Below are 15,297 nucleotides of genomic sequence, written 5' to 3' on the forward strand. Positions count from 1 at the left end.
GTGAATCCTATAACTAAACAATTCCAGTACGGCCGTCACACCGTGACATTAGAAACTGGCGCCATTGCTCGTCAGGCTTCTGGTGCTGTATTGGCAAGCATTGATGACACTGCGGTTCTGGTAACCGTAGTGGGCAAAAAAGACGTGAACGAGGGAATGGACTTTTTCCCGTTGACGGTAAACTACCAGGAGCGTACCTACGCAGCCGGTAAAATTCCAGGCGGTTTCTTCAAGCGTGAAGGTCGCCCAACTGAAAACGAAACCTTAACCTCACGTCTGATTGACCGTCCAATTCGTCCATTATTCCCTGACGGGTTTAAAAACGAAGTACAGGTTATCGCCACTGTTGTTTCACTGAACCCTGAAATCGCGCCTGATATCGTTGCCTTGTTAGGTACGTCTGCGGCGTTAGCTGTATCAGGTTTGCCATTTAATGGCCCGATTGGTGCTGCTCGTGTTGGTGTGGTTAACAACGAATACGTTCTCAACCCAACCTCGACCGAACTGACCGAGTCGAACCTGGATCTGGTGGTAGCTGGTACTGAAGCGGCCGTATTGATGGTTGAATCAGAAGCCAACCTGCTGAGCGAAGAAGCGATGCTGGGTGCGGTGATGTATGGCCATGAGCAAATGCAAGCGGCAGTCACAGCAATTAAAGAATTTGCTGCGGAAGTAAACACCCCGTCGTGGGACTGGCAGCCACCTGCAGTTGACAACGAACTGAAAAGCGCAGTGAAAGAACTGGCTGAAGCTAAAATTGGCGAAGCGTACCTGGTAACTGACAAATCAGAGCGCCGTGACAAGCTGAACGTGGTACGTAGCGAGATGATGGAAGCACTGGCAGCGAAATTTGAAGAGCTGGACCAGAAAGCGGCCGGCAACTTCTTCCATGATCTGGAAAGTGACGTTGTACGCAGCCGTATCATTAAGGGCGAGCCGCGTATCGATGGCCGTGAACCAGATATGGTTCGTGCGCTGGATATGTCGACTGGTGTGTTACCGCGTACGCACGGCTCAGCGGTGTTCACCCGTGGTGAAACCCAGGCTCTGGTTGTAGCGACTTTGGGTACTGAGCGTGATGGTCAGAACATTGACGAAATCATGGGTGCGCGCACTGAACGCTTTATGTTGCACTATAACTTCCCTCCGTACAGCGTTGGTGAAACTGGCTTTGTCGGCTCACCTAAGCGTCGTGAAATCGGCCATGGTCGTTTGGCGAAACGCGGTGTGATGGCAGTTATGCCAAACTCGGATGAATTCCCGTACACCATTCGTGTGGTGTCTGAGATCACTGAATCAAATGGTTCAAGCTCAATGGCTTCAGTCTGTGGTACGTCACTGGCATTGATGGACGCTGGTGTGCCTATCAAAGCATCAGTGGCTGGTATTGCGATGGGTCTGGTGAAAGAAGGCGACGACTACGTGGTGCTTTCTGACATCCTTGGTGACGAAGATCATTTAGGTGATATGGATTTTAAAGTCGCTGGTAGCCGCGACGGTGTAACTGCACTGCAGATGGACATCAAAATCGAAGGCATTACCAAAGACATTATGGAAAAAGCGCTGGCTCAGGCCCGTGCTGCTCGCCTGCACATTCTGAATGTGATGGACGAAGCACTTAGTGGTGCACGTGATGAAGTATCAAGCTATGCGCCACGTTTCCATATGATGAAGATTAACCCTGAGAAAATCCGTGACGTGATTGGTAAAGGCGGTGCAGTGATTCGTGAACTGACTGAATCAACCAACACCAATATCGAAATTGATGACGACGGTATGATTAAAATCGCAGCTACGTCAGAAGAAGACGCAAAAGCAGCGGTTGCTCGTATTGAAGCGATCACGGCAGACGTTGAAGTCGGTCGTATCTACCAGGGTAAAGTGGCTCGAATCGTCGATTTCGGCGCGTTCGTGACTGTATTACCAGGTAAAGATGGTCTGGTTCATATCTCGCAAATCTCTGATGAGCGCGTTGAAAACGTGGCTGATCACATGAGTGTCGGTGATACCGTTGCGGTCAAGGTACTGGAAATTGACCGTCAGGGTCGTGTGCGTTTGAGCATGAAAGAAGCAGCTGAAAAAGCACCTTCAACTGAAGAATAAGCGACTAACGTAGTCTCTGATAAGGCCAGCGTGGGAAACCACGCTGGCTTTTTTTATGTCTGCTGGTTTATGCTGGGCAACGAGTTATACAACCAGCCTATTTTTTAAGGGGAACCAGCGTGCAATATCAGGATACTTTACCAAGGGTACCAGGCAAGCTATTAAAAGGGGCTTTGTGTGCCGTAGCGGTGGCAGTCAGTGTGCCAGCGCTCGCTTATGATCGGATTACCGGCCATCACTTCGCCTCACGTTCTGAGGTCATGGCACCAGAGGCAATGGCAGCCACCAGCCAACCGCTGGCGACTCAGGCCGCGCTTGAAGTCATGCGCAATGGCGGTAGCGCAGTAGATGCTGCTATCGCAGCCAACGCCTTACTGGGCCTTGTTGAGCCAACCGGCAACGGCATCGGTGGGGACCTCTATGCGATTATATGGGATGCAGAAAGTGAAACCTTACATGGCCTGAATGCTTCGGGACGTTCTCCGCAGAGTCTCACTCTTGAGCATTTTCAGCAGCAGGGTCTTGAGAAGATACCGGCACGAGGGGTGTTACCACTGTCAGTGCCAGGGGCAGTCGATGGCTGGTTTGAAATGCATCAACGCTTTGGTTCGTTACCAATGAGCGAGCTGCTTGCACCCGCTATTCACTATGCCGAAAACGGTTTTCCGGTAAGCGAAGTCATTGCTTACTACTTTGAGCGTAACGCCGAAGTGCTGCAGCAGTATCCGGGCTTTGCCGAGGTCTTCATGCAGGATGGCGAGCCGCCACAGGAAGGTGAACGCTTTAGCAATCCTGATCTGGCCTGGAGTTATCGTCAACTGGCCGAACACGGCCGCGAAGCTTTTTACGAGGGCGAAATCGCCCAGCGTATCAGCCGCTTTGTTAGTGAGCATGGTGGCTTCCTCACTGCCGATGATTTAGCTGCACATAGCTCAGAATGGGTTGACCCGGTGTCGACCAATTATCGTGGTTATGACCTGTGGGAACTACCGCCGAATACCCAGGGCATCGCTGCACTGCAAATTCTGAATATTCTTGAAGACTATGATCTGAGCGCTTGGGGGCATGACAGCCCTGAATATATTCATCACTTCGTCGAAGCGAAAAAGCTGGCGTTTGAAGACCGTGCACGGTTTTATTCAGATACTGCCTTCAACGAGATCCCAGTGGACTGGCTGATTTCCAAGGACTATGCCACTGAGCGACGTCAGCTGATTGATTCTGAACAGGCAGGGAATAGCTTTGAACCCGGTAACCCGCCAACCGAGGGGGACACAATTTACCTCACCACGGCGGACAAGGATGGCAATATGGTGTCCTTGATTCAGAGTAATTACCGTGGCATGGGTTCAGGTATTACGCCAGAGGGCACTGGTTTCGTACTGCAGAATCGCGGCGAGCTGTTTGCCCTGGAAGAGGGTCATATGAACCTCTATGAACCTGGTAAACGCCCCTTTCATACTATTATTCCGGCATTTGTAACCAAAGACGGTCAGCCTGTGATGAGTTACGGGGTGATGGGCGGTGCTACGCAGCCGCAAATGCATGCGCAAATCCTGATCAATATACTCGATTTCGGGATGAACCTGCAGGAAGCCGGTGATGCTCCGCGTATACTGCATACCGGCTCGAGTCAGCCTACTGGTGAGCAGATGACGGATGGCGGCGTGGTCAGCCTGGAAAATGGATTTTCGTCAGCAACGCGGCGTGAACTGGTGAAGATGGGACACCGTCTGCAGGAAGCTGTAGGCCCTTATGGCGGTTACCAGGCTATTTGGTATGATACTGAGCAAGAGGTCTATATTGGCGCCTCAGAAAGCCGTAAAGACGGGCACGCTGCAGGCTACTAATTAATGCCACCTACGGGTGGCATTTTTGTCCCTTGCTGGCTGCTGGTGTGCTATGGTCTACTATGTTGACTAAGCATAACGGAGCCAATAACTTGAATTTACGAGCTTTCTGTATTGTCACTTTATCTTTATTGCTGACAGCCTGCGCGGCAGGTCCGGAACGTCAAAGTGACCAGGGGCGTACCGCCACCATCAGTACTGAACAGCAAGTTCAGCCGTCTTCTCCTGACATCCGGGCGAATCAGTTCATCCTGGTAGAACCCCTGATGCCAAGCCCTCAGCGGCAACTGGAAATAGCGCAGATTACGCAGCTATTGCAGGAACAGGACCTCAACAACGAACAACGTGCAGTGTTACTGTACCGTCGCGGCGCCTTATACGATGCGCTGGGTATGACCACGCTGGCTCGGGTTGATTTTAACCAGTTGCTGGAATACCGCCCGGGAATGGCCGATGCCTATAATTACATTGGTATTCATGCCACTCAGGGAGGCGACTATGAGAGCGCGTTTGAAGCCTTTGACAGCGTCATTGAGCTCGACCCCGATCATCCATATGTGTTGCTCAATCGCGGCATTGCAGCCTATTACGCGGGGCAATATGAACTCGCACAGGTAGACTTCGCGGACCACCACTACCAGGGGCAGGGCGATGCCTATCGTGTTCTCTGGCTGTTTTTTGCAGACCGAGCGCTGAATGAAGAGCATGCTTATCAGCTTCTGGAACAACGCAAAGCAAAGCTGGATGAAAGTTGGGAAACCAACCTGGTGCGTTTGTTTACCGGAGAAATCAATGCTCAACAGCTGATGGCAAGTACGTTGCACGATGTCGAGGACCAGATAGTACTAATTGAGCGTCTCACGGAAGCCTATTTTTATCTGGGTAAATTCGAGCAACTGAATAACCAGAACGATGATGCAGCGAACTATTTCAAACTGGCGCTGGCGACCAACCTGTATGAGTTTGTGGAACACCGATATGCTCATCTCGAACTCGATAAATTACGTCAACAGGGCTAGGGCAATAGCTTGAGGACGTGGTTGTGTAAATTCAGTCTGTTTTTATTTTGCATTCTGGCGACCTTATCACTTCATGGCAGTCAGTTGCAGACCCTGGCCTATTGGAATCAGATGTTTGCCCAGGCACCCGTGCGCTTCGCCTACCCGGCGAGTTATTTCGGTGTGGGTGAAGCCAGTCATTATTTGGCCGAAAAGTACTGGCGCGAGCATCAACGTGCCCGGGCGTTGAGTTTTTATCAGCGAGCTGTGCGTCAGGGGGATGCGGGTGCTGCCTATGCGTTGTCCGTGCATGTACCGGCGAAGTCCGAGCAATGGCTGCAGGCTGCTGCAGAGCTGGGCGACCGCGAAGCCTCCTTAACCATCGCCCGGCGTATGCTTAATACGGATCCCAGACGCGCTTATGAGTTACTGCAAGCGCTTCAGCCTGACACGCAACGCGATACCCTGATGGCAAGGATTCTGCTCGCACGACCGGGCTTAGCTGCTGATACGCAGTGGCAGGATATTGCTCCGGATACCGAGCAGTGGTCTAAACGCCGGGACGTTGCACGGCGTTTAGATGAAAATCCGGTTCATTATGGCCAGCAGTGCCTGTATGGAGTGAATGTGTATCTGCAGGCGCGGCAAGCCAGAATTCGTTTATACGACTGGCTGGCTGAGTTTTATCAGCATCCATTTGCGCAACTCGACTTTTGTTTCACCCTGATCGACCGACCTGAGGCAGCAGAATGCCGCACTGACGATGCCCGGGTGGACTGCTGGGCTCGCGAAGCTACCAGTGAATACCGCTGGTTTGTAGCCGAGAAAGGACTTGCAAATGCACGTGCCAACGAGCTTCATTTGTCGATGAGTTCGAGCTTTGAAGTGCTTATCCATGAGCTGGGACACTGGTTTGGTCTTGCCGATGAGTACCCGATGCGGGAACCTATGGCGAGTGCATTTTGCGAAGGCCGTTTTCGCTTTGAAACGCAAAACCTGGTGGTCACATCGTCCTCTTTAGTGGATGCGAGAACCTTAAAAGAGCTCGAAGAGAGTTTACCCTGGCGCGACCAGATCAACCAGCCTATTGCGACTAAGATGAGCAGTGATCTATATCGGTTGGGCTCGGATGATAGCAGCCAGGCGGGACTATTTCGTGCCGCGACCTGTGAAGCTACCCGGTTTCAGGCTTGGAAACCGGTCGCCGAAGTCACCTTTATGGAACAGCATGATATTGGTGTGGTACCGCCGTTGTATCTGCGCCTGATTGAACAGACCACGACTCAGTAAGAGTTTGTTTGTAAACAATGGATATGAAAAAGCCGACGTGAACGTCGGCTTTTTACATTGGATTGGTTTCTAGGAGACTTCGATGCCCGCTGCCTGAAGGTCAGCATGGTAGGATGAACGTACCAGTGGCCCCGATGCAGCATGGGTGAAGCCCATTTTGTCAGCTTCGCGTTTGAGCATTGCAAAATCATCCGGGTGGACATAACGGTCTACCGCAATGTGGTGTCGGCTTGGTTGCAGATACTGGCCAATGGTTAGCATATCGACATCATGACGACGAAGATCTTCCATCACCTGCAAGATCTCATCATTGGTTTCCCCCAGACCTACCATCAGGCCAGATTTAGTCAGCACGTCTGGACGACGTTCTTTATATTGCTGCAACAAATCTAGTGACCACTGGTAGTTGGCACCGGGACGTGCCGCTTTATACATCCGCGGCACCGTTTCCAGGTTATGGTTGAAAACGTCTGGTGCTTCGCCCTGGAGAATATCGAGTGCCTTCTCCATCCGTCCACGGAAATCTGGAACCAGAATTTCTACTTTAATCTGTGGTGAGTGGTGGCGAATTTCTCGCACACAATCGGCAAAGTGCTGAGCACCGCCATCGCGCAGGTCATCACGGTCGACAGAGGTAATCACGACATACTTCACCCCCATGTCCGCAATCGTCTCGCCTAATTTAGCGGCTTCCTTTGGATCGGGTGGTAATGGACGACCATGGGCAACGTCGCAGAAAGGGCAACGTCGGGTGCAGATATCACCGAGGATCATAAAGGTCGCGGTGCCATGATTAAAACACTCAGGCAGGTTGGGGCAGGACGCCTCTTCGCAGACTGAATGCAGACCATGCTTACGCATAGCTTTCTTAATATGGTCAATTTTGTCCGTTGATGCGGGCAGCTTAACCTTGAGCCACTCTGGCTTACGCAGCATCTGCTCGCGTTCTGTCGGAATAATCTGTACTGGAATTAACGCCATTTTATCAGCGTCGCGCATTTTTACGCCTGGTTCTAATCTAACTGGCTTGCTCATAATCTTTATTCAGCCCCTTTACTTCGTGCACCTCGGCATAGCCTAGCTGCGAGATAAATGCGTTACTGACGGCCTTAGCCGCTTGTTCTATCGTCTCTGGTCCGCCATGGTCGCTGGTTTGGGTCATTTCCATTCCGGCGTACCCACATGGGTTAATGCGGCCGAAGGGTTCCATATCCATCTTCACGTTAAGCGCCAGGCCGTGAAAAGAACAGCCCCGGCGAATTCGCAAACCAAGCGAACATACTTTCTGCTGGCCAATATAGACACCCGGCGCGTCGGCACGGGGCGCCGATTCAATGGAATAGTTGCGTAAGGCTTCGACAACGGTCTGTTCGATCGCTGTCACCAGATTACGTACGCCCATTTTACGGCGGCGGATATCAATCAGAAAATAAATTACCAACTGTCCGGGACCATGGTAGGTGACCTGACCGCCGCGGTCCACCTGTACCACCGGAATTGTGCCCGGCGCCAGGATATGCTCCGCTTTACCTGCCTGGCCCTGAGTAAATACCGGCGGGTGCTCAACGATCCAGATTTCGTCGTCGGCCTCGGGACCCCGAATATTGGTGTAATGCTGCATGGCATGCCAGACCGGCTCATAGTCCATGCTCGCTAACTGGCGAATGATTAATTTGTTCATGGCGGCATTATACCTTGCCTGAGAAAAGGTTACACCTTATCGGGGATAGGGTTATTGCCAGTTTAGAACTGGCAATACCAGTGTTGGGTGTCAGAGTACGTAGCGTACGTCATCGATAGCCGATAACTCGCGGTACAGCAGTTCGACATGGTCTTTGCTGTGGACCACAACATTGATCGACACAGACGCATAGGTCCCTTTGCTGGACGGGCGCTGTTTGGGTTGATAGTCGCCCGGGGCGTGCTGCTGGACCACAGCGACGATTTGCTCTTCTAAAGAGTCGGTCGCTAACCCCATGACTTTAAAAGTGAAGTCACAGGGAAAATCAAGCAGTTGGTCAAATTTCGTTTGCATCAGAAAAGCCTCGTGTTATTCGTCAGCAAAGTTTTTACGAATGTTATCGATAATGCGCTTAAAGAAGCCACCAGCTTCTACTGAGTGCAGAGCCACCAGTGGATAAGACGCAATATCTTCACCATTCAGAGATAAGAATACATTGCCAACCTCGTCGCCTTCATTGATGGGGGCATCGAGTGCTTTATTCAAGACAAAATTAGCTTCCAGATTCTGGCGTTGACCGCGAGGCAAGGTGACAACAACATCGTCACGCACACCGAGTTCGACGTGGTCTGATTCACCACCCCAGATACGATGATTGACGAAGCTTTCACCGGCGTCGTAGGCATGCACGGTTTCGTAATAACGGAAGCCGTAGTTGAGTAGCTTTTTGCTTTCAGTGGCGCGTGCGCGTTCACTGTCGGTACCCATCACCACAGTGACTAAGCGGGTTTCACCTTCCACTGCCGAAGTAACCAGGCTATAACCTGAATCACTGGTATGTCCGGTTTTAATACCGTCGACGTTAAGTGAACGGTCCCATAGCAATGAATTTCTGTTGTACTGGCGAATGTCATTAAAGGTGAACTCGCGCTCTTTATACAGCGCGTATTCCTCTGGCACATCGCGGATTAACGCCTGACCAAGGAGCGCCATGTCGCGTGCCGTGGTCGCCTGACCTTCTGCGGTGAGACCGTGTGGATTCGCAAATACGGTGTTGCTCATACCAAGGCGTTCAGCATAGGCGTTCATTAGGTTAGCAAAGGCATCGACGCTACCGGCAATATGCTCAGCCATCGCGACCGCGGCGTCATTGCCTGAGGAAACAACCAGCCCTCTGTTTAAATCACGTACGGAGACCTGACGACCGACTTCGATAAACATCAGCGATGAACCAGGAAAATTTCGCGCCCAGGCATTTTCGCTGACGGTGACCATGTCGTCGTTGCTGATGGTGCCGCGTTCAAGTTCATGACCAATAATGTAGCTGGTCATCATTTTAGTCAGTGAGGCTGGGCCATGCAGTTCGTCTGCATTGCCTTCTGCAAGGACATGGCCTGTCTTATAGTCGAGCAAAATATACGACTTTGCATTGACCGAAGGAGGCTCTGGAACCACATTAGCGCTGACGGTGGCGCTGAAAAGGGCAACGGCTGCTACACACGTTATTGAAACTCGTCTGAAAAGAGGTTGGCTCATGATTATTTAGTTCTCTTTAATATTACTGAACATCAATACCCACAAGTGATGTTCGGGGGCGGATGGTGATTGTAACAAAATCGGCATGTGCTTACACTATTCAGCCACGCGAAATGCATTGTCGAAACCATCTTGACGTAATCTTTGCACCCACTGACTTGCCTGGCTTTCGTCAAAAGGCCCGAGTAACAGTCGATGTAGACCATCACGCTGGCGGGTAGTTGCATTTAATGCATACTTATCCTGCAACTCTTGCTGGACTTGCTCTACCCGGCTACTGTCGCTGAGCGCTACAATCTGAATAAAGACTGAAGAGGAATCAGCGACCACGGTAGGCGGGGGCATGTAGAGGGCTTCTACCTGCACTTCGGCCACTCCACTGTCGAGCATGTCAAGCTTATAGGCAGCTGCGTAGGATAAATCAATAATGCGCTCGGGGTGAAACGGACCCCGGTCATTGATACGGACAATAATTTCTTTACCGTTGCGAAGGTTGGTGACCTTGGCGTAGGTTGGTAACGGCAAATAACGGTGTGCGGCTGACAAGCCATACATGTCGTAGTACTCGCCGTTGGAGGTCAAGTGGCCGTGAAATTTCTTGCCATACCAGGAAGCAAGCCCTGTCGCACTATAGCCTTCGGCACTTGGTAATACTCGGTATGTTTCCCCAAGTACGGTGTAGCTGGACATATTACCTTGTCGGCTAAGTGGCTCATAGCGAGGTTCAAGCGGATTGATCTCAGCGACTGAAGGCAGCCGTTCCGGCGCCTCGTCATAGCGCATGCTATAGCGCCCCTGCTGGCTTGAACAAGCACTTAGCAGGGCAGCAGCCAGCAGGCTGAGAGAGATTAACCGTGGCTTAACTTTAGCGTTCATAGGCATGTCGGATTTCTTCACTTAACAGAAATACGGCCATTGCATACAACGGGCTGTGGTTATAACGGGTAATCGTGTAAAAATTTGGCAGGCCGACCCAGTAACTGTGCCCTTGTTCCTCTTCAAACTGGAACAGACGTGCTGGCGTGTCGCCGGGCATTTGGGTTACAAAGTCGACGCCTGCCTCACGCAGAGCCGTCACATCATGGGTCAGTGTCTGTCGGGGACCTGAGGTAAGGTCGGTCATGTCAGTAACGCGGTCGGTCCAGGCTGGAACTACCACGGGTTGGCCACGCTGCCAGTTATGGCGGGCGAAGTAATTGGCAACACTGCCGATGGCATCCGTTGGGTTGTTCAGTAAGTCGCGTACTCCATCGCCATCAAAATCGACTGCGTAGGCGCGATAGCTGGACGAAATAAATTGTCCATAGCCCATGGCACCCGCGTACGAACCTTGCAGTGAATTGATATCAAGCCCCTCGGCCCGGGCAAGACGAATAAATTCAGCCAGTTCGCTGCGGAAGAAACGGCTGCGCGGAGGGTAATAGAAGCCAAGAGAGTAGAGTGCATCGAGGACCGAATAATTGCCCAGGTACTCACCGTAAAAGGTTTCAACGCCAATGATTGCGACAATAATCTGTGGCGGCACACCATACTCGGCGTATGCCCGATCTAAGGTTTCCTGGTGGGTACGCCAGAAGTCGACACCTGAATTAACCCGTCGCTCGGTCAGGAAAATACCATGGTACTGATGCCACGGCCTTGCTTCCCAGGGGCGTTGAATGGCAGCCAGCACGTCGTCGTTACGTTGTGCGCCCTGGAGTAGCTGGCGTACTTCGCTGACTGGTATGTTTTGCTCAGTAGCAACCTGCTCGATAAAGGCGTCTTTTTCCGCTTCAACGGTTGCACTCGATTGAATTTCCTCCTGAGCATATAACGCAGGGGAAACAAGTAACGCGCTGCCAAGCAATGCCCGACGCAGGTAACGCAGGCCAGGCAGCGGACGCGCGCTGGATAAGGGGCGGAGAAATGTCACCGGGCTGTGTCCTTCTTATTTACGGTTATAGTCAGTCTCGTAGCACTAACCGACGGTGCGTTGCTATGGCCATCAGAATGCCAAACCCTGCCATAATAGTGACCATTGAGGTGCCACCATAACTTATTAAGGGTAAGGGTACACCGACCACGGGCAGTAAGCCGGAAACCATTCCGATATTTACCAGTGCATAAATAAACACGGTTAATGTGATGCTACCGGCCAGTAGTTTACTAAAGACTTGCTGTGCTCGTATAGCAATGGCCAGGCCACGATAGACAATAAAGCCGTAAAGAATAAGTAAAACACAAACCCCCATCAGACCGAACTCTTCACTGAAGACAGAGAAAATGAAATCGGTATGGCGTTCCGGAAGAAATTCTAACTGGGATTGAGTACCCTGCAGCCAGCCTTTACCCTCAAAACCGCCGGAGCCAATCGCGATTTTTGACTGAATAATATGATAGCCCGATCCAAGCGGGTCTGATTCCGGGTGCAAAAAGGTTAAAACACGCTGGCGCTGGTAATTGTGCATAAGGAAGAACCAGGCGACCGGCAGAAAGGCTGCCAGTGCAACTAAAGCGGCGCTAATCAGACGCCAGCTCATGCCAGCCAGAAAGAGTACAAACACGCCAGAGCTGAAGACCAACAGGGCGGTGCCGAGATCAGGCTGTTTTGCTATAAGTAACGTTGGCACGGCGATAAGCAACAGACCACCAAAGGCTTGCGTCCAACGCACTGGTAGTTGCTGTTGAGAGCAATACCAGGCCAGCATCATCGGCGTTGCAATCTTCATGATCTCAGAAGGCTGGATACGGGTAATGCCAATATCCAGCCAGCGCTGGGCGCCTTTACCAACCACACCAAAAAAGAGTACTGCTAGTAGCAGCGCAACGCCGACCACAAACATGGGGATAGCCAGCCGTTTGTAGGTTAACGGGGAGATTTGCGCAAGCACAATTAAGACGGTGAAGGCGATGCCAATGCGCACACTTTGTCGTTGGACCAGAGCAATATCCTGTCCGCCGGCACTGTATATTACCGCGAGGCTGATCACGGACAGGCAGGCCAGCGCCAGGAATAGTGGCAGGTCAATATGAAAGCGATAGAACAGGGTCAGACTGCCACGCTCTTGACTAGTTTGCATCATCACTTTGTTCCTCGCGTTGTTCTTTCAGGCGTTCTTCTTCGTCGCGTAGTTCGGCCTGTTCGACACTCTTTTGATAGTCGAAGTAGAAGTCGAGAATACGTCTGGCCACCGGGGCCGCGTTACGGCCACCACCACCGACGTTTTCGATTGCAATCGCCAGCGTTATCTGTGGGTCATCTGCGGGTGCGTAGCCAATGTAGGTGGCGTTATCGCGTAAGCGCTCATCGACTTCTACTGGCACTTGCTCACCGTCGACCAGGACTAGTTCAGGCTCTTGTTCAGCTTCAGCCCGACTGATAACCTGAGCGGTTCCTGTTTTTCCTGCTGCGCGGTATGGCGCGTCAACAAAGGCCGCGTGAGCAGTGCCGTCAGCGCGACTTACAGCACGTTCCATGCCTTCCATGATGGCACTGAAGAATATCGGATCACGTATATTCAAAGGGGGCAGTTCGAAGGGTTCCTGATAGGTCATTTGTTCGCCGTCCCGGGTTGCACGAAGCAGGCGTGGCTGGAAACGACGACCTTCAGTGACCAGAATATTGGTGGCGGTGGCCAGTTGCAACGGCGTGACCGTCCAGAAACTCTGGCCGATACCAACTGATAGTGTTTCGCCAGTGTACCAGGGCTCATTAAGGTTAGCCTGCTTCCAGCCCCGCGATGGCAACAGCGCCTGATTCTCTTCGTGAATATCCACCCCGGTCCGCTCGCCGAACCCCATGCTCAGCATGAAATCATGAATTCGGTCGATACCTGCTTCATGGGCGAGTTTATAAAAGTAGGTATTGTTTGATACCTGCAACGCCTTTCTTAAGTCAACCCAGCCATGGCCCCAGCTACGCCAGTTACGAAAACGGCGCTCGACGCCTGGTAGTTCATAGTAGCCCGGGTCCCAGATACTGGTATCCAGGTCAACCAAACCGTCTTCCAGCCCAAGGAGCGCCATGTGCGGTTTAATAGTCGAAGCAGGCGGATAGCGGCCCTGAGTCGCACGGTTAATCAGCGGGTTGTTCGAATTCTGCAACAGAGCCTGATAGGCGGTGGAGGATATGCCGCGGACAAACTGGTTGGCATCGTAACTGGGGTTAGAGTACATCGCCAGTAAGCCACCATTTTCGCTGTCCATGACCACGATAGCACCACGTCGGCCCTGCAATTGGTGGCGGGCGATTTTCTGCACCTGCACATCAACTTCAAGGTAGATATCCTGGCCCGGCACAGGCGGGGTAAATTCCAAGGTACGGACAACACGCCCGCGACTATTGACTTCGACAGTCTGAAAACCAGGCTTACCATGCAGCACGCTTTCGTAATAACGCTCAACCCCGAGCTTTCCAATGGTGCGGGTTGCTGCATACAGGTTATAGCTGTCATTTGCCTGTAAACGTTGAATATCCTGGCGATTAATGCGGCCAACGTAACCAATGACATGGGTAAAAAGATCGTCATAAGGGTAATGGCGCTGTAGCCGCGCTTCCACTGAAACCCCAGGGAAATGATGCTGATGCAGTGCAAACCGCGCAACCTGTTCTTCGCTTAGGTTGTCGGTAAAAGGAATCTGCGGGAAACGGCGGGCACGGCGCATTTGTGTTGTAAACTGGCTTATCACACTTTCATCGAGGTCCAGCAACTCAACTAAACGAGTCAGCGTATCGTCGAGGTCGTCGACTTCTTCGGGAATGATTTCAATGCTGTAAACGGCAATATTCTCGGCCAGAATTTCGCCGTTACGGTCGTATATGAGTCCGCGATTCGGCGGTACCGGCAGTACCGTAATACGGTTTGAATTTGAGCGGGTCTGAAATTCCTGAAAGCCCGTAACCTGAAGGTGGTACAGGTTACCCAGTAAAACCAGAAAGACAGTGGCAACCAGTCCCATACAAATCATCGCCCGGCTGGCAAAAAGGCCGGCTTCAGCTGTATAGTCCCGAAGTGCGTTGTGACGTCTTCTATTCATTTACTCTCGGTGGTACGGGTGATTGTTATTTAAACTCCAGGCTCTGAATAAGGCTTCTGCGACTATAATTCGGACCATGGGATGAGGAAGTGTAAGCGCTGACAACGACCATTTTTCTTCGCTGGCTTGCTGGCAGGCGCTGGATAACCCTTCCGGGCCGCCTATCAAAAAACTGACATCACGACCATCTAGCTGCCATTGCTGCATACGTTGTGCCAACTTTGCAGTTGTCCATGGCTTGCCTTCTACTTCAAGTGTCACGATGCGCGAACCTTTGTTCACCTGAGTGAGCATCTGCTCGCCCTCGTGCTCAGTAATACGGGCAATGTTGGCTTTTTTTCCGCGTTTCCCGGCGGCGATCTCAGTCAGTTGCAGAGGTGTATCAGGGGGCAGGCGGCGTGCATACTCCTCGTACCCCGTTGTAACCCATGACGGCATTTTATTGCCGACAGCAACTAACTGAAAACGCATGCTTTTAGTGTCCCCAAAGCTTTTCGAGCTGATAAAAGTCGCGGGTTGTATCCTGCATCACATGCAAAATCACATCACCGAAATCGACCAATACCCATTCTGAATCCAGTTCACCCTCGATACCGATGGCTGGAAAGCCACCATGCTTAGCTTCCAACGCCACATGATTGGCGATACCGCGGACATGTGTTTTAGAATTGCCTGAGCAGATAACCAGAAAATCGGCAACGTCTGACTTGCCGCTAACGTCTAAGACCTTGACATCACGTGCCTTGAGGTCGTCTACCTTGTCTACAATGAAATCTCTTAAATTTTGGCCCTGCAATCTCGTTCTCCCAAATAAGCCCTTGCT

General features: G+C 51.7%; 14 protein-coding genes. 4 read left to right on the forward strand and 10 right to left on the reverse strand.

The window, feature by feature from the left end; genetic code table 11:
- The 4 genes from pnp (at position 1) to CWE14_RS00585 (ending at position 6,241) form a co-directional block, all read left to right on the forward strand.
- Complete coding sequence (gene pnp / locus CWE14_RS00570; RefSeq protein ID WP_126797609.1) at positions 1-2,103, forward strand: polyribonucleotide nucleotidyltransferase; 2,103 nt, start codon at positions 1-3, stop codon at positions 2,101-2,103.
- 173 nt (positions 2,104-2,276) lie between these two features.
- The gene (ggt, locus tag CWE14_RS00575; RefSeq protein WP_126798131.1) at positions 2,277-3,953 is read left to right on the forward strand and encodes a gamma-glutamyltransferase; all 1,677 of its coding nucleotides are present in this window, start codon (positions 2,277-2,279) and stop codon (positions 3,951-3,953) included.
- A 92-nt stretch (positions 3,954-4,045) separates the two neighbouring features.
- Entirely contained in the window at positions 4,046-4,972 is a 927-nt protein-coding gene (gene nlpI / locus CWE14_RS00580; RefSeq protein ID WP_157981757.1) for a lipoprotein NlpI, read from the forward strand.
- Positions 4,973-4,993: 21 nt separating this feature from the next.
- Entirely contained in the window at positions 4,994-6,241 is a 1,248-nt protein-coding gene (locus tag CWE14_RS00585) for a hypothetical protein (RefSeq protein WP_126797611.1), read from the forward strand.
- A 69-nt stretch (positions 6,242-6,310) separates the two neighbouring features.
- Here the strand turns inward: CWE14_RS00585 and lipA are convergent, their stop codons facing one another.
- From lipA to rsfS, 10 genes are all read right to left on the reverse strand, one after another.
- Positions 6,311-7,276 carry a lipoyl synthase gene (gene lipA, locus CWE14_RS00590; RefSeq protein WP_126788361.1) on the reverse strand — a complete coding sequence of 322 codons (966 nt, stop codon included), beginning with the start codon at positions 7,274-7,276 and terminating at the stop codon, positions 6,311-6,313.
- Entirely contained in the window at positions 7,260-7,922 is a 663-nt protein-coding gene (lipB, locus tag CWE14_RS00595) for a lipoyl(octanoyl) transferase LipB (protein WP_126797612.1), read from the reverse strand. The genes lipA and lipB overlap by 17 nt, the downstream gene beginning before the upstream one ends.
- Before the next feature lie 90 nt (positions 7,923-8,012).
- The gene (ybeD, locus tag CWE14_RS00600) at positions 8,013-8,279 is read right to left on the reverse strand and encodes a DUF493 family protein YbeD (protein WP_198675691.1); all 267 of its coding nucleotides are present in this window, start codon (positions 8,277-8,279) and stop codon (positions 8,013-8,015) included.
- Positions 8,280-8,291: 12 nt separating this feature from the next.
- Entirely contained in the window at positions 8,292-9,458 is a 1,167-nt protein-coding gene (locus CWE14_RS00605) for a serine hydrolase (RefSeq protein WP_126797613.1), read from the reverse strand.
- A 96-nt stretch (positions 9,459-9,554) separates the two neighbouring features.
- Entirely contained in the window at positions 9,555-10,340 is a 786-nt protein-coding gene (locus CWE14_RS00610; protein WP_241972286.1) for a septal ring lytic transglycosylase RlpA family protein, read from the reverse strand.
- On the reverse strand, positions 10,324-11,370 hold the full coding sequence (gene mltB / locus CWE14_RS00615) for a lytic murein transglycosylase B (RefSeq protein ID WP_241972287.1): 1,047 nt from the start codon (positions 11,368-11,370) through the stop codon (positions 10,324-10,326). Before mltB ends, CWE14_RS00610 begins: the two co-directional genes overlap by 17 nt.
- A 31-nt stretch (positions 11,371-11,401) precedes the next feature.
- Positions 11,402-12,517: a rod shape-determining protein RodA gene (gene rodA, locus CWE14_RS00620; protein ID WP_126798134.1), complete on the reverse strand. Its 1,116-nt coding sequence runs from the start codon at positions 12,515-12,517 to the stop codon at positions 11,402-11,404.
- Positions 12,507-14,474: a penicillin-binding protein 2 gene (gene mrdA / locus CWE14_RS00625; protein ID WP_126797614.1), complete on the reverse strand. Its 1,968-nt coding sequence runs from the start codon at positions 14,472-14,474 to the stop codon at positions 12,507-12,509. Before mrdA ends, rodA begins: the two co-directional genes overlap by 11 nt.
- Positions 14,475-14,945, reverse strand: coding sequence for a 23S rRNA (pseudouridine(1915)-N(3))-methyltransferase RlmH (gene rlmH, locus CWE14_RS00630; RefSeq protein WP_126797615.1), 471 nt, complete (start codon positions 14,943-14,945; stop codon positions 14,475-14,477).
- 4 nt (positions 14,946-14,949) lie between these two features.
- Complete coding sequence (rsfS, locus tag CWE14_RS00635) at positions 14,950-15,270, reverse strand: ribosome silencing factor (RefSeq protein WP_126788356.1); 321 nt, start codon at positions 15,268-15,270, stop codon at positions 14,950-14,952.
- Positions 15,271-15,297 lie beyond the last annotated feature (27 nt).

It is taken from the genome of Aliidiomarina soli (assembly GCF_003986975.1).
In the GTDB taxonomy this organism is placed as follows: domain Bacteria; phylum Pseudomonadota; class Gammaproteobacteria; order Enterobacterales; family Alteromonadaceae; genus Aliidiomarina; species Aliidiomarina soli.